The sequence below is a fragment of the Roseateles oligotrophus genome (assembly GCF_025717515.1).
GTDB lineage: Bacteria > Pseudomonadota > Gammaproteobacteria > Burkholderiales > Burkholderiaceae_C > Paucibacter_A > Paucibacter_A oligotrophus.
Genome location: NZ_JAJIRN010000002.1, coordinates 605,942 through 623,253, shown reverse-complemented (window position 1 = coordinate 623,253; position 17,312 = coordinate 605,942). Strand labels below are relative to the sequence as shown.

The 17,312-nt window shown below is 62.0% G+C and carries 16 protein-coding genes; 5 read left to right on the top strand and 11 right to left on the bottom strand.

Features of this window, described 5'->3' with window-relative positions; genetic code table 11:
* Positions 1-19: 19 nt before the first annotated feature.
* From LNV07_RS06050 to LNV07_RS06035, 4 genes are read right to left on the bottom strand one after another with little or no spacing between them, the layout of a single operon-like run.
* On the bottom strand, positions 20-1,537 hold the full coding sequence (locus LNV07_RS06050) for a tryptophan halogenase family protein (RefSeq protein WP_263570266.1): 1,518 nt from the start codon (positions 1,535-1,537) through the stop codon (positions 20-22).
* Positions 1,537-3,099, bottom strand: coding sequence for an ATP-binding protein (locus tag LNV07_RS06045; RefSeq protein ID WP_263570265.1), 1,563 nt, complete (start codon positions 3,097-3,099; stop codon positions 1,537-1,539). Before LNV07_RS06045 ends, LNV07_RS06050 begins: the two co-directional genes overlap by 1 nt.
* Entirely contained in the window at positions 3,096-3,812 is a 717-nt protein-coding gene (locus LNV07_RS06040) for a response regulator (protein ID WP_263570264.1), read from the bottom strand. The genes LNV07_RS06045 and LNV07_RS06040 overlap by 4 nt, the downstream gene beginning before the upstream one ends.
* Complete coding sequence (locus LNV07_RS06035) at positions 3,809-5,113, bottom strand: ABC transporter substrate-binding protein (protein ID WP_263570263.1); 1,305 nt, start codon at positions 5,111-5,113, stop codon at positions 3,809-3,811. The genes LNV07_RS06040 and LNV07_RS06035 overlap by 4 nt, the downstream gene beginning before the upstream one ends.
* Positions 5,114-5,582: 469 nt before the next feature.
* Between LNV07_RS06035 and LNV07_RS06030 the strand changes: the two genes are divergently transcribed.
* Entirely contained in the window at positions 5,583-6,833 is a 1,251-nt protein-coding gene (locus LNV07_RS06030) for an ABC transporter substrate-binding protein (protein WP_263570262.1), read from the top strand.
* A 160-nt stretch (positions 6,834-6,993) separates the two neighbouring features.
* Here the strand turns inward: LNV07_RS06030 and LNV07_RS06025 are convergent, their stop codons facing one another.
* Positions 6,994-7,284 carry a hypothetical protein gene (locus LNV07_RS06025; protein ID WP_263570261.1) on the bottom strand — a complete coding sequence of 97 codons (291 nt, stop codon included), beginning with the start codon at positions 7,282-7,284 and terminating at the stop codon, positions 6,994-6,996.
* A gap of 302 nt (positions 7,285-7,586) precedes the next feature.
* Between LNV07_RS06025 and LNV07_RS06020 the strand changes: the two genes are divergently transcribed.
* On the top strand, positions 7,587-8,003 hold the full coding sequence (locus tag LNV07_RS06020) for an RNA-binding protein (RefSeq protein WP_263570260.1): 417 nt from the start codon (positions 7,587-7,589) through the stop codon (positions 8,001-8,003).
* An 89-nt stretch (positions 8,004-8,092) separates the two neighbouring features.
* On the opposite strand, the gene egtD is transcribed toward LNV07_RS06020, so the two are convergent.
* From egtD to LNV07_RS06000, 4 genes are all read right to left on the bottom strand, one after another.
* Positions 8,093-9,037: an L-histidine N(alpha)-methyltransferase gene (egtD, locus tag LNV07_RS06015; protein WP_263570259.1), complete on the bottom strand. Its 945-nt coding sequence runs from the start codon at positions 9,035-9,037 to the stop codon at positions 8,093-8,095.
* 14 nt (positions 9,038-9,051) lie between these two features.
* A complete protein-coding gene (locus LNV07_RS06010) occupies positions 9,052-9,180 on the bottom strand; it encodes a hypothetical protein (protein WP_263570258.1) in 129 nt (42 codons plus the stop codon).
* 72 nt (positions 9,181-9,252) lie between these two features.
* Entirely contained in the window at positions 9,253-9,639 is a 387-nt protein-coding gene (locus LNV07_RS06005) for a VanZ family protein (RefSeq protein ID WP_263570257.1), read from the bottom strand.
* Positions 9,640-9,662: 23 nt separating this feature from the next.
* Entirely contained in the window at positions 9,663-11,348 is a 1,686-nt protein-coding gene (locus LNV07_RS06000; RefSeq protein WP_263570256.1) for an electron transfer flavoprotein-ubiquinone oxidoreductase, read from the bottom strand.
* Between the two features lie 206 nt (positions 11,349-11,554).
* Between LNV07_RS06000 and LNV07_RS05995 the strand changes: the two genes are divergently transcribed.
* From LNV07_RS05995 to LNV07_RS05985, 3 genes are all read left to right on the top strand, one after another.
* Positions 11,555-12,337: an SDR family oxidoreductase gene (locus tag LNV07_RS05995; RefSeq protein WP_263570255.1), complete on the top strand. Its 783-nt coding sequence runs from the start codon at positions 11,555-11,557 to the stop codon at positions 12,335-12,337.
* 6 nt (positions 12,338-12,343) lie between these two features.
* Positions 12,344-12,997 (top strand): YceH family protein, encoded by a 654-nt coding sequence (locus LNV07_RS05990; protein WP_263570254.1) that lies wholly within the window; start codon positions 12,344-12,346, stop codon positions 12,995-12,997.
* Between the two features lie 197 nt (positions 12,998-13,194).
* A complete protein-coding gene (locus LNV07_RS05985) occupies positions 13,195-13,413 on the top strand; it encodes a hypothetical protein (RefSeq protein WP_263570253.1) in 219 nt (72 codons plus the stop codon).
* A gap of 1 nt (position 13,414) precedes the next feature.
* On the opposite strand, the gene LNV07_RS05980 is transcribed toward LNV07_RS05985, so the two are convergent.
* Positions 13,415-14,563 carry a serine hydrolase domain-containing protein gene (locus LNV07_RS05980; RefSeq protein WP_263570252.1) on the bottom strand — a complete coding sequence of 383 codons (1,149 nt, stop codon included), beginning with the start codon at positions 14,561-14,563 and terminating at the stop codon, positions 13,415-13,417.
* Positions 14,541-17,294: a TonB-dependent receptor gene (locus LNV07_RS05975; RefSeq protein ID WP_263570251.1), complete on the bottom strand. Its 2,754-nt coding sequence runs from the start codon at positions 17,292-17,294 to the stop codon at positions 14,541-14,543. The genes LNV07_RS05980 and LNV07_RS05975 overlap by 23 nt, the downstream gene beginning before the upstream one ends.
* Positions 17,295-17,312 lie beyond the last annotated feature (18 nt).

The window sequence follows — 17,312 nt, the reverse complement described above, 5'->3', positions numbered from 1 at the left end:
GCTCCGGCCGCCTTTTTCTTTACTTCATGGACCGCAAATAGTCGCGGTGGCCGAAAAACCGCTTGGCGGTGCTTTCAAGCTTGCTGCGAGCCTGCGCGCCGGTCAGTATTTCTTGCTGTTGCTTGAACGCTTGCAAGTTCGCCGGGAAGCGTCCCATGCCGGCCAATAGGCAGTACCAGGACGGCCGGATATACATCAGCGCATCGCCATGGCTCGTCAGCTCGGCCTCGAAGTCACCGCCCTGATCCCAAACCTCAAGAATGCTGGCCAGCCGGTCCGAGATCTGCTGATTTTCGCGGTTAGCTCGCCAGTAATCGCTGTCGCTGCGGGTGTTGAGCCGGTAGTGAGCCGCCACGTAATCGAGCACCCCCTCGAACATCTTGTTGATGTGCCGATTGAACTGCGCTTGATGGCGGCGGCTGAATTCGCCCTGTTCCATCAAGTCGATGAAGACCTCCACCGAGAATTGAATCAGCATCAGGGCGGTGGCTTCCAGCGGCTCGATGAAGCCCTGCGACAAGCCAACGCCCAAGCAGTTATTGCGCCAATGCTGCTCAACCCGGCCGACCCGCATCTTCAAATGGCGTGCTTCGCTATTGGCGACGGCCGCGCCCAAATGCTGCCGCAGTTCGATCTCGGCCTGCTCGGGGCTGACGAAGTCTGAAGCATAGACATAGCCATTGCCATAGCGACTGCTGAGCGGGATTTGCCAAACCCAACCATGGCGCAGCGCGGTGGACGTGGTCTCGGACGGGATGTCCTGCGACTCATCCAGGGCGCTTGGAATCGCGATCGCACGGTCGTTGAAGAGCTTGTCCTTGTAGGAGATAAAGGGCTCTCCCAAGGCTTCGTTGATCAACAGTCCCCTGAAGCCGCTGCAATCGATGAACAGGTCGCCGCCGACGAGCGCGCCGCTGTCCATCTGCAATTGGGCAATGTCGCCGTTTTCGCACAAGTCGACGCGCGCCACCGTATCGATCTGGTGTCTAACACCGAGTTTGAATGCATGCTGTTTCAGGAAAGCGCCGAGCAAACCGGAGTCAAAGTGATAGGCGTAGTCGGTCTGCGGGCTTGGGCTGCCGTCTTCACGAGGCAGATAGAAAGGCGCTTTGCGTTGACGCGCCAACTCGGCCGCAATAAAGAAATCCTGCGGATTGGCATCCGCCGCGCTGCCGCGCCTGCGCAGGCAGGCATTGGTGAAAAACTCGCCCCCCACCGGCAAGTCTTCCTGGTTGAAGAAGGGGTGCACATATTGCTCGTAGCCAGGCTGTGTGGACCAGTCCGGGAAGCGGATGCCGCATTTGAAGGTGGCGTTGCAGGCCGGCATCCATTCGCGCTCCTCGATGCCGAGGCGCTTGAAAAACTGCCGCAGATATGGCGTGGAGCCTTCGCCGACTCCGATGATGCCGATCTCGCTGGATTCGATCAGCGTGATTTGCGTGCCATGCCGGCCCCATTGCTGGGCCAAAAGGTTGGCCGCCATCCAGCCGGCGGTACCGCCGCCGACGATCACGATTGTTTGGGGAGCTTGTTGCATTACTGAGTCGTCAATGGGCTGGCGGCTTGACTTGGATAGCGAGGCAGCGCTACCCGCACCTCGAAGCCGCCTTGTGGATGATTGCTGAAGCGCAGCGCGCCGCCATGGTCGGCGACGATGTCGCGCACGATGGACAGACCGAGGCCCAAGCCTTCCTCGCGCATCTTGGCGCCATGGGCAAGGCGGGTATAGGGTTGGCCGAGCTTGGCCAAAGCGCTGTCCGGCACGCCGGGCCCAAAGTCGCGCACGGTCAGCAAAACCAGCCCTTCCTCGGGGCTGCCGATCTTGCCCTCGCTCATCAGCAGTTCTGCCCTGTGTTGATCGGCATTGGCGCCATAGAACATCGCGTTATCGATCAGATTGCCGAGCGCGCGTTTGAGCGCCAAGGGCTTGCCGAAGACGGTCAGGGGCTGTTCGACCAGGTCGATCTGCTGACCCGCCATGCGAGCGTCGCGGACCATTTTCTGCAAGACCAGGTCGATCCGTACCGGCACCCGGTTTTCGTGGATATCGGTGTCCTTGACGATCTGCAGCGCGGTCTTGACCATCATGTCAAGCTCGTCCAGGTCTTCGTGGAATTCATCCTGCACGGCGAGGTCGTCAAGTAACTCGCTACGCAAGCGCAGCCTGGTGATGGGAGTGCGCAGATCGTGTGAGATCGAGGCAAACAGGCGCTCGCGGTCACTCAAATAGCGGCGGATGCGCTCTTGCATCTCGTTGAAGGCTTCGATGGCCCGCCGGACCTCGGCCGTGCCGGTCACCGTCAAGGGCTTGGGGTTGGCGCGCCGACCGACCTTGGCTGCGGCCCGGCTGAGGCCTCGCAATGGGCTGGTCAAGGCACGCGCCGTGATCAAGGTCATCAGCAAGGCCAGCCCCAGGGTCAGCAACTGCGGCGCCATGCGCTGCCAGGTGAAGAACTCCAACTGCTCCAAGAAGTAGGGGTCGGGCATGGCGCTGCTCAGGTACATCCACTGGCCGGGCTCGGTCTCCGCCTGAATCACCAGGAAAGGGGCGGGGCGGTCAAGGTCCAGCAGCGAGGGGTCGACCCAGCTGTCTGGCAGATCGGCCAGCAAGGCTCCGCTTGGCGCCACCTTGAGCCCGACCGGCGAGGCCAGGGTGACGCGCAGTTTTGCGCCCGGCGGCAGCTGGCCGAGCAACTCCTGCCGCACCCGGCTCTCCAGCAAACGAGCCAGCGCCTGATCGGGCAAGGGCTGCACCGCCACTTCGGCGTTGTTGAAGAAAACCAGAAACCGCGTGCCGCCCATGGTGCGCAGTTGCTCGATCAGCAGCGGCCGGTAGGTCGCGGGTAACTCGCGCAGCGCCCGCAGCGCACCGAGCGCGCCGCTGGCCACAAAATGTGCGGCCAGTTCGGTCTGACGGGTGGTGCGTTGCTCCAGTTGCTTGTACCAGAGCAGATTGATCAGCAACTGCACCAGCACCAAGCCGCCCAGCATGGCCAACACGAAGCGGCCCTGCAGGCTGTCGAACAAGAAGGCGATAAAGCGCTGTGCCCAGCCGCGCCCGCCTATCGTGCCCGAAGTCATGCCACGGCCCAAACTCACGGCGCATTGCCCGCCGTGACCGTGGTGGAAAAAACATAACCCGAGCCGCGCACGGTCTTGATCAGCGCCGGCTGTTTGCCGTCATCATGCAGGCGCTGGCGCAGGCGGCTGACCTGCACATCGAGCGAACGGTCGAGCGGGCCGAGGTCGCGCCCGCGCGTGACTTCGGCCAGGCGGCTGCGGTCCAGCACCTCGCCGGGGTGCTCGACAAGAAGTTTGAGCAGTTGGAAGTCCATGCCCGACAAGGCCGAGGTCTCCCCGGTCGGGTCGATCAGGCTGCGCTCGAGAATATCCAGACAAAAACCGTTGAAGCGGAAGTAGCGCGCGGTCTGGCCCCGGTCCTGGCCGGAGCGGCGGTGGATGGCCTTGATGCGGGCCAGCAACTCGCGCGGGTTGAAGGGCTTGCCGATATAGTCATCGGCGCCCAACTCAAGACCTACGATGCGGTCGGTTTCGTCCGCGCTGGCGGTCAGCATGATGACCGGCACATCGGATCTCTTGCGCACCGCCTGGCACAGCGCGAAGCCCTCGGTGTCGGGCAGCATGACGTCCAGAATACACAGACTGATCTCGTCCTTGAAGCGCTCGAACTCGGCCAGGAAGCTGGCGCCGTCATGGGCCAGGCGGACTTCGTATTGGTTCTTCTCCAGATAGGTCTTCAGCAGGGTGCGGATTTTCTGGTCATCATCGACGATCAAGATGGTTCGGGTCATGGTGTCGGCTTCAAGGATTTAGGGCCAAGCGCGCGCAGCAGACCCTGCAATTTGCGCTGCGCAGCGGCGGGAGTTTGTTTGGGGTCCAGCGCAAAGCGGTGAACGGTTTCGATGAAAGCGTTTTTGCCGACCTCATCAAAGGCCATGCGGTGCACCAGGCTGGGCACGCGCGCCGTTGCCGGGTTGGCGAATAGTTGATAGGACTGTTGGGCGCATAAATCCAGCTCGTCCACCGGTACGTCGCGACGCACCGGCACCGAGCCCTTGATGCGGTTGTAGCCGAGCTGCAAGGTCGCGCTGCCCAGCAGCTCGGCCATTTTTTCCTGTTCGGCCTGGGCGGCGTAATTGCCGGCCAGCATGGCCAGGGTGTCGATACTGAACTGATGCACGCCGGTGGTGCCGGGTACCGCCTGGCAGGCAAAGTCGCGCCCGCCCTCCAGCCCCAGCGTGCCCAGCTCGCCGCGCGCCCAGTCGCCCATGATCAGCATGGCGGAGCGGCCGGCGGCAAAGTCGGCCACCAGCGCCGTCCAGGGCCGCTCGACGGGGCCTGCCGCCAGATTGCGCCAATCCCGCAGGCGCTGAAAAGCACGCTCCACCGAGGCGTCATTGAAGGCTTGCGGGTCGCGTTGCTCGACCATCCTGCGGTACAGCGCCGGCCCGGCCTCAGCGAGCAACAGGGTCTCGAACACGGTCGCCACCTGCCAGGGCTCATCGCTGAAGGCGACCGGCGTAACGCCAGCGGCCCGCAGCACCAGCGCAGCGCTTTGCAAGCCCGCCCAAGTCGTCGGCAGTTCGATCTTGAGGCGGCGAAACACGGCCTTGTTCAGATACAGATTGTTGATGCGGTGGATGCCCAGCGGGGCGGCCACCACATGCTCGCGCACATTCAATTGCGCGATCACCTGCGGGAACATGGTGCGCGCCCATTGCCGACGCTTGGCGACGCCGTCCAGCTCCAGCAGCAGGCCCATCTCGGCCCATTCGATGGTGGCTTGACCGTTCAGTTGCGCGACCTTGGGCGCCATGCCTCGCAGCGTGCGCTCGTTCAGCACCTTGATCGCCGGCCCGCCGCCACCGCCCGCCACCGCGCCATCCACCCAGCGCAGCCCTAGCTCGGCCATGCGGGCCGCCACATGGTCGGCCGCTGCTCGTTCGCTGGTGGAGGTCCACCAGTGCAAGACGTTGAGCTCGGTAGCACTGTCGGAGATGGCGGTGGGCATGGGCGCAGAGGGCTGCGGCGCCGCGCCTCCAGGTGCCGCGGCCATCAGGCCAATCGGAGCCAAGGCGAGGAAATTGAACATGCGAGCCATCTTGCCCTGCGACCGTGAGGGCTTGGCCAAAGAAACGTTGGACTTCGGTGATGTTGTGTAAGTCAAGGGAGGAGGGCTGATGCGCTGTTGTGACAATTGTCGGGGGCGGCCGTGAGACTTGGCGATTGGGGGTTTTGCTGGGACGGAGGCTTGTTTGGCGGGCCTCCCCCATGAGGGCGGCCTTAGCGCGCGATGTTAAATAACGTAACACGACGCCTGCGCGCCACAGTTCCACGCTCGCGGTTGGCCATGAGCTGGCGCCGATGCAGCAATGCGCGGCCAGCCCGGCTCGCAAGGTATCTCGTGGTATCTGACTGAATGAGGTGTTAGTGGGAGGCTGACAACGACCGTGTTTTCTTCGTTTTTGACATGCAGCGCTGGCGCAGATTGCGTTACAGGGCCGATAAATTTATCGTGCAGGCAATTCAACTGCCGCGCAGCGCGCGTCGCCAGGCTACTCATGCTCATCCAACATCGATTGCTCGCTGGTCTGCTTTATGTGGGCGCGCTGGTTTCTCCGGCGAGCTCGCTGGCCGCAGGCCTGACGATCGAGAGCTGGCGGGTTGACGACAAGGTGCTGTGGGAGGAGGTGCTGATTCCGGCCTTTCAGCGCAAGCATCCTGGCCTGGCGGTCAAGTTCGCGCCGACGGCCCCGACCGAATACGACGCCGGTCTGCAGCAACGTCTGAGCGCGGGCACGGCCGGTGACCTGATCACTTGCCGCCCTTTTGATGCCTCCTTGAATCTGTACAAAAAAGGTTTGCTGGAGCGTTTGGATGGACAAGGCCGCGCCCAACTCGATGACTTTCCGGCCTCGGCCAAGCTGGCCTGGCAGACCGATGATGGCCGCGAAACCTATTGCATGCCGATCGCCTCGGTGATCCATGGCTTCTTCTACAGCAAGAAGATATTTGCCGAGCTCAACCTGCAACCGCCCAGCACCGAGGCTGAATTCTTCAGGCTGCTGGAGGTCGTCAAAAGTCAAGGCAAGTACACGCCCCTGGCCCTGGGTTTGGCCGATCAATGGGAGACCCACCAGGTGATCTTCAATGGCATGGGCCCCGCCTATTGGCAGGGCGAGGCCGGTCGCAAGGCCTTGATCTCTGGAAAAAAGAAACTGACCGACGCCGAATTCGAGACCGTCTGGACATTGATGGCCAGGTTGCGAACCTATCTGAGCAAGAGCGCGTCGACGCAGACCAATGCCGACTCTCAAAGTCTGTTCGGCCTCGGTCGTGCAGCGGTGTACCCGGCCGGCTCTTGGGACATTGGCCCGATCCGTGCGCAGAGCCTGGACTTTGGCGCCTTCCCACCGCCGGTGCCCAAGGCGGGGGGTGTCTGCCACATCTCCGATCACTCGGACATCGGTATCGGCATCAATCCGAGGTCCAAAAACAAGGAGGATGCCTACAAACTGTTGACTTGGATGGCGTCGCAGGAGTTCGCCGATCTGTACACCAACAAGGTGACGGGCTTTTTCAGTTTGTCCAATCACCTGGTGCCGGTGCTCGACCCGGTCGCCAAACAGATGATGGATTGGCGCAAGTCCTGTGCATCGACGATTCGCCTAAATGCCCAGATTCTTAACCGTGGCCGGCCGACATTGGAGGCCGATTTTTGGGCCGTGCACAGCCAGGTGCTGGCCGGCAAGCTGAGCCCGGCGGAGGCTGCGGCCAAGATGCAGGCCAGCCTCAATCATTCAGCTAAATAGGAGGGTTAGACTTTTTAAAAATAGGGCGCCTCAAGGGCCCGGCCGATGCGGACCTTACTGCTCAGTTGACCGCATCAACTTCGACCTTCACAAGGTGCCTGTGAAACGGCTCAAACACCAATGCGGGCCGGTTCACAGGTTTTTTTTGCCTTTATTGGGCTTAGCCGATCAGCGTGTCATCCAGGCAATCATTGTCGAGCGCGGCGATTTCGGCGTACTGCACCGCATTGAGTTGATGGCGATAAGCCAGGTAGGCGTGGCGTGCATTGGCTTCGTCGTCACCGTCGTCATCGGCCGCTGCGGCGGCAATATGGTGTTCGGCCGCGAGCGAAAAGTGGTGGGCCGCCATCCGGTGGTGGTCGCCGATCGAGTCCAGCTCGTCGTCATGGAATTCATCCTGCAGCTCGGCGGCGTTGTTTACCGACCTGTCCAGCGTTTGCTCTTGGCTCATGGCTTGATATTCCGTTCAGATAAGGTGTTACGGCGACATGCCGCAAAACCAAGCATGGCCGACATATGTGAAGGCTTGGTGACTAAGCCGCCAAAACAGCGGTATTCCGTGTGTGCGGGTTTACCCCCGAAAGAGGGGTTGTGGCCGAAGTTGGCTTGACCTAAGCTTCGGCCCCGGCAATCAGCTAACCGTAGAGTTCTGCGCATTGAGGGCGGCGCACAGTCTTTGCATGTGTGGCTGCGCGGCCCTTTGAACTTTCCCGAAAACCGATAGATCCAAGCCGATCTCTGAAGCATTACCTTATGAAAAAAATTAGCATCGCCTGTCTAGCCTTGAGCAGCTTGCTCATCTCCTTGACCGGGCCGGCACAGGCGCAAGGCCCCGGCTTGACCCGCCAACAGGTGATTACCGAGACCGAGTTGTTTCTGGCAGTTCACGACTGGGATCCGTTGAACAGCGTCTGGACCGAAAAGCCTGGCTTCGACTTGCCCAAAGTGCTTGCTCTCCGCGAGGCGGCGAGCGCATTGCGCGAGCAGTTCTTGGCCTTGAATACATGGAATGACAGTCTCGGGACTTGGGCCCCTGTTCAGGGCGCGCCCCGGCTTGTCAACCAAATCATCAGCGCTCAAATGCAAATGGAAACCGACCGCTTTATGTTGACCCATCGCTTTGAGGAAGGCAGCAGCAAATGGGTCAGCAGATCTCGTCCTGCGGCTTGATCTGGCCGACTGGCCGATTGGCTGTAGCTTAATCCGAGCGGTCGTTTCGGGGCCTGCCGATGGACCCAAGCCCTCCAAATGCAGCGCCTTCAGCGAGGCGGCGCCTGCAGCCAATGCAGGCTGAACCAGTTTTGTGCGTCGGTCCAGACCGGGCCGGGCCGATAGCCGGCCCGCTCGGCCAGCGCCTGAAAGCCGGCGACGCTGTATTTGTAAGAGTTCTCGGTGTGCAGGGTTTCGCCGGCATCAAATTCATAATCGATGCCCTGTAGACTGAAGATCTGCCGGCGCATGCTCAGCAAGTGCATTTCTATGCGTCGCAATGGCGCGTTATAGAAGGCGCTGTGGCTAAAGCCATCGGCCGCAAATTGCGCGCCGAATTCGCGCCGGGCGCGTTCCAGCAGGTTGAGATTGAAGCGCGCCGTCACGCCTTGGCTGTCGTTGTAGGCGGCGTGCAGCAGCGCCGGATCCTTGATCAGATCGACCCCGATCAGCAAGCCGCCACCGCGCAATTGCTCGGCCGTCATGGCGAGAAACTTGAGGGCTTGTGGCGGCGTGAAGTTACCTACGCTGGAGCCTGGGAAAAAGCCGACGCGCTGGCCCGCTCCGGGCTCGGGAGCGGCGGGCAGAGCGACAGCGTGAGTGAAGTCTCCCACCACCGGCAGTATCTTCAAGGCTGGGTGTTCGGCTTGCAGCGCGGCGCAGGCCTGCAAGAGATGCGGGCCCGAGATGTCGATGGGCACAAAGCTTTGTGGTCGCTCCACATGCGCCAGCAGCAGGCGGACCTTGCCGAGGGCGCCGGCGCCATATTCGATCAGCTGCGCGTCGGCACCGATCAGCTCGGCCATCTCGGCGCCATGCTGGCGCAGCAAGGCGAACTCGGTGCGGGTCGGGTAATACTCTGGCAGCTCGCAGATTTGCTCAAACAGAGCCGAACCCAGTTCGTCATAGAAGTACTTGGGCGAGATGCTGCGTGTTGGCTGGGCCAAGGCGCGATGCAAGTCGGCCGCAAAGCCTTGCTCGGTAAGGGGTTTCATCAGCGTGGGCGGGGTCATGCCTTGCCTTTGCTGACGAGGAGATCACTAGCCAAGCGCAGGCCGCTGCGCAGCGGCCCTTGCAGAAATCGGGCTTTCTTGCTGCGGCTGTTGTAGTCAATCTGGTCGTTGGGGTCAGGTCTCACGCGTCGGTCTCCGGGAGGCGGGGCGAGCATACGGTAGCCCAAATTCAAAAAAACCGCATGAAGTTCCGGCCCCTATGCCTTGTTCATCGCGTTCAGAGACGCTGCTGCGCACAAGCCGGTGGAGATGCCGATAGCGTCGGCCAGCAGATCGAGCCATTCACCGTCGCGGCCAGGTATTTGAAGCTGCAGCAATTCGATCGCGCCGCCATAGGCCAGCAAGGCCAGCGGCAAAGCCAGCCAGCGCGCGCGCCGATGGTTCAGACTCCAGTGGCCGCAAAAGGCCAGGCTGGCGAAGGCCATGGCGTGGTTGAGCTTGTCCCAGCCGCTGCTCAGACCTTTTGGCGGCGTAGGCGCCAATGCCAGATAGCTGATCACGACCAGCAGCAGAAAGAAAGTGGCCCGCCAAAAGCTGCGCCCGCGCTGGCTTGTGAATAGGGCGTGAATGAATGGCTTGAGCATGAATGAGTGGCTTGAAGCGCGGCTTACATGCCCGCGTAATTCGGCCCGCCGCCGCCTTCGGGCGTGATCCAGACAATGTTCTGCGTCGGGTCCTTGATGTCGCAGGTTTTGCAATGCACGCAGTTCTGCGCATTGATCTGCAGCTTGTCGGCGCCGGCGTCGGTCTTGATGAACTCATACACACCGGCCGGGCAGTAGCGGCTCTCAGGGCCGGCAAACTTGGCCAGGTTGATGGCCACCGGCACCGAAGCATCTTTCAGCGTCAAATGCGCCGGCTGATTCTCTTCGTGATTGGTGTTGGACACGAACACCGAGGACAGCCGGTCAAAAGTCAGCTTGCCGTCCGGCTTCGGATAGTCGATCTTGGCGCATTCGGCCGCCGGCTTCAGATAGAGATGATCGGGCACGCTGCGGTGGATGGTCCAGGGCGGGCTCTTGATGCCGAGCTTGGGCAGCAGCCATTGCTCGATGCCGGTCATCAAGGTGCCGACGGTATTGCCCTTCTTGAACCATTGCTTGAAGTTGCGCGCCTGGTTCAACTCGGCATGCAGCCAGCTTTGCTCGAAGGCCGCCGGGTAGGCGGATAACTCGTCATGTTGACGGTTGGCCGCCACGGCCTCGAAAGCAGCCTCGGCCGCCAGCATGCCGGTCTTGATCGCCGCATGGCTGCCCTTGATGCGCGAGGCGTTCAGGTAGCCGGCGTCGCAGCCGACCAAGGCGCCGCCCGGGAATACCGTCTTGGGCAGCGACAGCAGGCCGCCGGCGGTGATCGCGCGGGCGCCGTAGCTGATGCGCTTGCCGCCCTCCAGATGGGCGCGGATGCTGGGGTGAGTCTTCCAGCGCTGCATTTCCTCAAACGGCGAAAGCCAGGGGTTTTTGTAGTCGAGGCCGACCACATAGCCGAGCGTGACCTGGTTGCCTTCCAGGTGGTAGAGGAAGCCGCCGCCATAGGTGTCGCCGTCCATCGGCCAGCCGGCGGTGTGCACGACCAAGCCGGGCTTGGCCTGCGCGGCCGGCACTTCCCACAGCTCCTTGATGCCCAGCGCATAACTCTGCGGATCCTTGCCGGCGTCGAGGCCGAACTTCGCAATCAGCTGCTTGCCCAGATGGCCGCGTGCGCCTTCGGCAAAGATCGTGTACTTGCCGAGCAACTCCATGCCGAGTTGAAAGCCATCATGCGGGGTACCGTCCTTGCCGACACCCAGATTGCCGGTGGCGACACCGCGCACCGAGCCGTCTTCGCCGTAGACGATCTCGGCGGCCGTGAAGCCCGGGAATATCTCGACCCCCAAGCCTTCCGCTTGTTCGCCCAGCCACTTGGTTACCGCGCCCAGCGAGATGACGTAGTTGCCGTGGTTGTGAAAGCAATCGGGGATCAGCCATTGCGGCGTGCTGGTGGCACCGGTCTCGTTCAGGAACAAGACCTCATCGGCCGTCACAGCCTGCTTCAGCGGCGCGCCGAGCTGCTGCCAGTCGGGGATCAGTTCGGTCAGCGCGCGCGGGTCCATCACCGCGCCGGACAGAATATGCGCGCCCGGCTCCGAGCCTTTCTCCAGCACCACGACCGACAACTCGCGCGCTTGCGCTGCCGCCAACTGCTTCAGCCGGATCGCGGCGGCTAAGCCGCCGGGGCCTCCGCCGACGATGACGACGTCGTAGTCCATGCTTTCGCGTGGGCCGTATTGCGCAACAAATGCGGAGCTGGTCATGTCCATCCTTTGGCTTGGTTGTTCTTGTGGGCCCGCAAGCTGGGCACCCACTCGTCTATGAGCAATTGGCCCGCATTCTACTGGTCATAAATTGAAATAGAACGATCGTGCTTTTTTGATTGGTGGCGGCAGTCTAGTCAAGCAATTTTGATGTCCATAGCGGCCAGCGTGCTAATCTTCCCAACAGCGATTCAGGAGTATTGGACATGAGTTACAGCATCGATTTGTCGGGCCGTGTGGCCCTGGTGACGGGGGCCTCCAGCGGCCTCGGCGCGCAGTTTGCCAAGACCCTGGCGGTGGCCGGCGCCTGCGTGGTGTTGGCGGGCCGGCGTACCGAGCGCTTGAAGACCTTGCGCAGCGAGATCGAAGGCAATGGCGGTGATGCTCATGTGGTGACGCTGGACGTGACCGATCTGGACAGCATCAAGTCGGCCGTCGCCCATGCCGAGACCGAGGTCGGCACGATCGATATCTTGGTCAATAACTCCGGCGTCAGCACGACCCAGAAGCTTACTGAGGTGAGCGGCGATGACTACGACTATGTGATGGACACCAATGTGCGCGGTGCTTTCTTCGTCGCGCAAGAGGTGGGCAAACGGATGTTGGGGCGCGCCAAGGGCAGCTCGCCCGGCACCTTTATCGGCGGGCGCATCGTCAACATCGCGTCGATGGCGGGCCTGCGGGTGCTGAGCCAGATCGGCGTCTATTCGATGAGCAAGGCGGCCGTCATCCACATGACGCGCGCGATGGCGCTGGAATGGGGCAAATACGGCATCAACGTCAACGCGATCTGCCCGGGCTATATCGACACCGAGATCAATCACCACCATTGGGGCACCGAGCAGGGCAAGAAGCTGGTCGAGTTGCTGCCCCGCAAGCGCGTCGGCCAACCGCAAGACTTGGACACCTCCTTGCTGATGCTGTGTGCCAACGAGAGTCACTTCATCAACGGCGCGATCATTCAGGCCGATGATGGCTTTGGCGTTTAGGCCAGTATGAGTTTGCGAACCCTGAGCGCCTTGGAAGCGCGTGTGTTGGCGGTGCTGGTTGAAAAGGCATCCACCGTACCTGATAGTTATCCTCTGTCTCTGAACGCCTTGACCTTGGGCTGCAACCAGAAGACAGCACGCGATCCGGTGATGAACGCGACCGAGCCAGACGTGCTGCAGGCGCTGGAGGACCTCAAGTCCATGCACCTGGTTAACACCGTCAGCGGCAACCGGGTGCTGCGCTTTGAGCACAACGGCGCGCGGGGCCTGGGTGTGCCGGGCGCGGCCTTGGCTTGCTTGACGCTGTTGATGTTGCGCGGGCCGCTGACCACGGCCGAGTTGCGCCTGCACACCGAGCGTCTGCATCGCTTCGCCGATCTTTCTTCGGTCGAAGGCTTTCTCGAAGAGTTGGCTGAGCCGAGCGAAACGCGGCCCGCCTATGTCATCAAGCTGGCGCGCGCGCCGGGTGCGCGCGAGGCCCGCTGGGCCCACCTCTTGTGTGGCGAGGTGCTGCAAGAAATGGGCGTTAGCGCGCTACCGCGTGACGATGAGCTGGCCTTTTTACGCGCCGAGCAGCAGCGCATGAATGCCGAGCTGGAAAGCCTGAAGGCACTGGTGCAGCGGATGGCGAGCGAGCTGGGCATAGTCAACGACGCTTGATTTTGGTCTCGGCATGACTTTCGGCATCTCCCGGTGCCGGGTCTGCGCTGTTAGGCTGCGGAGCCCTCAAAAGTTGGGAGGGGTGCCTGCTGCGTGTGGGCCTGGTCGCAAATACTGCTCTTGAAGACGAAGCATCCAATACAAAGCTTCGCTCAGCAGATAGGTGCGTCGAATATATCGATTTCGAGGGAGAAAATATGCGTGAATTATTGATTGGCTTGGGTTTTGCAATGGTGGCGGTGGTGACTTTGCAGGGTTGCGCGAGCACGAATGCTGCCTCGGGTCAGGGTGGCTCCTCGGTCAGTAGCGGCAGTGGTGATGGCGACATCGTCACCGGTTCGCGTATTCCCCGTAAAGCCCCTCGTCCGTCAGAGAATGTGGTGATCAAGGACGCTGGCGAAAAGACCGGACTCTGAGCTAGATTGCTCCGACTTGGTTGTCAGTTATCACCTGAAGCGCCATCAAGCGCATCCAGAGCTGATTGCCGTTCAGGCCATTGCTCATCAGCACGAAGCCGCTCTCGCGACTGGGTGAGAACTGGCAGTAGTTGCGAAAGCCGCTGCTGTTGGTGCCGGTGTGATACGCGATATCGCCCTGCGCCGTCGTGTTGATGCCCCAACCCAGCCCCCAGAATACCGCCAGACCTTGGGCCAAACCGGGCCTGGCGATGGGCGCGCGGTCGGTGGCAGGCGTGGCGTGGGCCAGCATCGCCTGCAGGCTGGCCGGGTTCAACGAATGAGCGGCGCTGCGATCGCGCTTGAGCATCTCGGCCAGAAATAGCGCGTAGTCCGCAGCGGTGGTGTAGAGCGTGTAGGCGGCGTTGGCTTGCCTGTACTCCTGGGCCGGCAAGATCCGACCCTGTACATCGTGGCCACGGGCCCGCAAGCCGTCCAGTTGCGGCGTCAGCACGAAGCCGCTGTGCCGCATGCCCAGTGGTTTGAAGAGTTGCTTTTCGGCCCGGGTCTGCAAGGGTTCGCCCCAGATCGCCTCCAGCACCCGCTGCAAATAGAAATAGCCCTCGCCCGAATAGTTGAAGCGCTGACCGGGCTCGAACGCGATGCGCAGCGAATTCGTCACTTCGTCTTCGGCGCTGCGCCAGTTGGGCAGGCCCGATTGATGCGTCAAGAGCATGCGGGCGGTGATCAAGCGCTGCCATTCTTGTTTCGGCTTGAAGACCTCTTGCGGCAGGTAATGCAGCACCGGCCGGTCCAGATCGAGCTGTCCGGCCTGCACCGTATGCAGCGCCAGATAGGCGAACAAGGGCTTGCTCATCGAGGCGGCTTCGAAGACGGTGTCGGCCTGAATCGCCTTCGGCATGCCAGCTTCGGCCAGTCCGAACTGCGCCGAGTAAAGCGGCTTGCCTTCTCGCAGCAAGACCAGTGCCGCACCGGGTACCTGCAACTCCCGCAGCAGCTCGGGCCCTAAGGCCGCCAAGGCTTCGAAGCGTTCCGACAGTGGCGCTTTTTCACTTGCCTCGGTGGCCCAGGCGGGACTCAGCGCCAAGCCGCCGAGCCAACCCAAGGCGGCGCGGCGATGAATCGCTTCAGCGGAATTTGTATTGCGCACTGAGGAAGAGGAAGCGTCCGCGGGGGTCGGTGTAGCTGGGGTCATAGCCGGACAGGAAGAACCAGGCCTGCTGGGAGAAGGGCGGCGAGGTGTCGAGCAGATTCTTGACGCCGGCCCGCAGGGTGATGGCCGGTGTGACGCTCCAAGCGCCGGTCAGATCCCACAGCGAATATTCTTTCACCTTGCGGTCGACCTTGCCGAAGATGCTTTGGTCCGTGTAGCCCGACAGATAGCTGTTGCTCAGCGTGACACCCCAGTCGGCTTGCTCCCAGTCCAGGCTGATCGTATGGCGCCAGCGCTGTACGACACCCTCGTTGACGAAATGGCCGAGGTTGCTATAGAACGGGTCGCCATTGCCGGTTTGCTGCTCGGAGTTCAGCGTCAAGGTGCCGTTGGCCCGCAGGCCGAAGGTGCCAACGCTGCTTTTGAGCCCCGACAGAGTGACGCCCAGGTCCAGCCCGGAGATCTTTTGGCGGCCACGGTTTTCCTTGCGCAGATCAATGTGGTCGATCACGCCGTCTTCATCGCGGTGCACCAGGCCGCCGTATTTGTCGAGGTTCGCCAGGATGGAATCCACGCCCAGCGTGCTGATCAAATCGCGCTTTTCGATATTCCAATAGTCCAGATTGAACGACATGCCGGCCCGCGGCTCCAGCACCGCGCCGAGCGAGAACTGCTTGGAGCGCTCCGGTTTGAGTTGGGTGTTGCTATAGGTCAGCGTGGTCCAGGTGTCCGAGCAGTCGGTGACGTTGCCGTCGTTGGCCAGGCAAACCGGGTCGACCAGCGTGGCGGCCGTGCCTTGATTGACCGGCCGATACAGGTCGGACAGGCTTGGTGCGCGGAAGCCCGCGCCGGCCGAGGCCCGCAGCAGCAGCTCCTTCATCGGCACATATTTCAAGCCCAGCTTGGGGCTGGTGGCGTTGCCCGTGACCTGGTAGCGCTCGTAGCGCAAGGCGGCCTGCAACTCCAGCTCTTTGGTGATGGGGGCGTTGATTTCGGCGAAAGCGGCGGCGACCTTGCGCGAATGTCCGAAGTCGGCGTCCGGGCCTTGCGAGGTCTCACCCAGGATCAGGTCTTTGGCCAAGGCCTCGGACTGGTGATAGTCCTGCTTCTCGCGGCGGTATTCTCCGCCGAGTGCCAGGGCGAGGTCGCCGCCGGGCAGCGCGTAGAGCGCACGTGAGGCCCTGAAGTCCAGGCTGTCCATGGTGCCCACGGCACGGCGCACCTCGCCGCGAATCTGCGCCTTGTCGTACAAGGACAGACCGGCCGCATTGGACGGTCCAAAGGGGTTGAGCGTGCCGGCCGCGAAGCCGTCGCGGATCATTTGCTCGTTCAGATAGCCCTGATAGTTGCGGTCTGAAACGGTGCTGACGCTGTGGTTGTAGGCCAGCTCATAGTCCCAATTGGCGAGCAGACCGTTCACGCCCATCACATAGCGTTGGCCGCTCGAGACCAGCTCGCTGGTGCGCAGGCCGGCTTCGCTGAGGCGTGTGCGCACGGTGATGATGCGGTCTTCGTCATCGGCATCCAGTTTGGCCAGGCGGGTGCCGGCCAGTGAGGGCACCTTGGAGACATCCATATCCGCGTCGACGCGGTTGGGCGTGCCGGAGTAGAGGGTCTTGGCGCGGTTCAGCGCGGCCTCGGCGAAGAACTGATGGCCACCGCCCAGATTGAAGATGGCGCGGCCGAACAGGCTGGTCTTGTCCGACTTGGGATACAGCTCGATATCGCGCATGTAGTCGTAGGTGCAGCCGTCCACGCCGCCGATGCCTTCGGGCAAATACAGCGAAGCCGGTGCATTGCAGCCCTTGGCCGCGGCCGGGTTGATGGTCTTGCTGCTGATGACGGTCTTGCCGTTGGTGGAGAAACCATCCGCAATCAGCGCTCTGCGTTGGCTGTTGCTGATCCTCATATTGCCGGGGAAGCTGGCGCTGGACAGCAGGTCGGGCAGGCGGCCAGGAATATCCAGATCATTGATGAATTGGCGCTGATTGGCGTTCAGGCTGGCGGTCTTTTGCAGATCCACCACGCCAAAGATGTTGAAGCCGTCGCGGTCGAAGTCGCCCAGACCACCGCCAATCGAGGCGGTCTTTTTGCCACCGCCGCCCTCGGAGCTGTTGCCGTAGCTGGCGTTGAGTTCGATGCCGGTGTAGTCCTTGCGGGTGATGAAGTTGATCACGCCGCCGATCGCGTCGCTGCCATAGATGGCCGACGCGCCGTCGAGCAAGACCTCGACCCGCTCAATTGCGGCGGCAGGAATCGTGTTCAGGTCCACGCCGGAGGAGTCGCCCGGCGAGGCGAAATTGGCCATGCGCCGGCCGTTCAGCAGCACCAGGGTGGACGACACGCCGAGGCCGCGCAAGTTTGCGCCGTTCATGCCCATCTGGTCGCGAAAGCCGCCAAAGGCGATGCTGCCGCCATCGGTCATATTGTTGGTGGCGGCGCTGATACGCGCGACGATCTCTGACGCGGTGGTCAAGCCCTGTTTGACGATGTCCGCCCGGCTGATCACCTGCATCGGCAGCGCGGTTTCATCGGCCAGCCGCTTGATTGCCGAGCCGGTCACCTCTACCCGTTCAAGTTTCTTCTCGGGCGCGCTGTCGGTTTGTTGGGCGAATGCCGGCAAAGCGGGCAAGCTTGCCAGGGCCAGCAAGACGGCGTGGCTGCTGGCGCGCAGCGCAAAGCGCTGGCTTTTGTTCACTCGGTAGTTGGGCTGACTCACCATGCTCATTTTTTCTCCCTGGCTTCA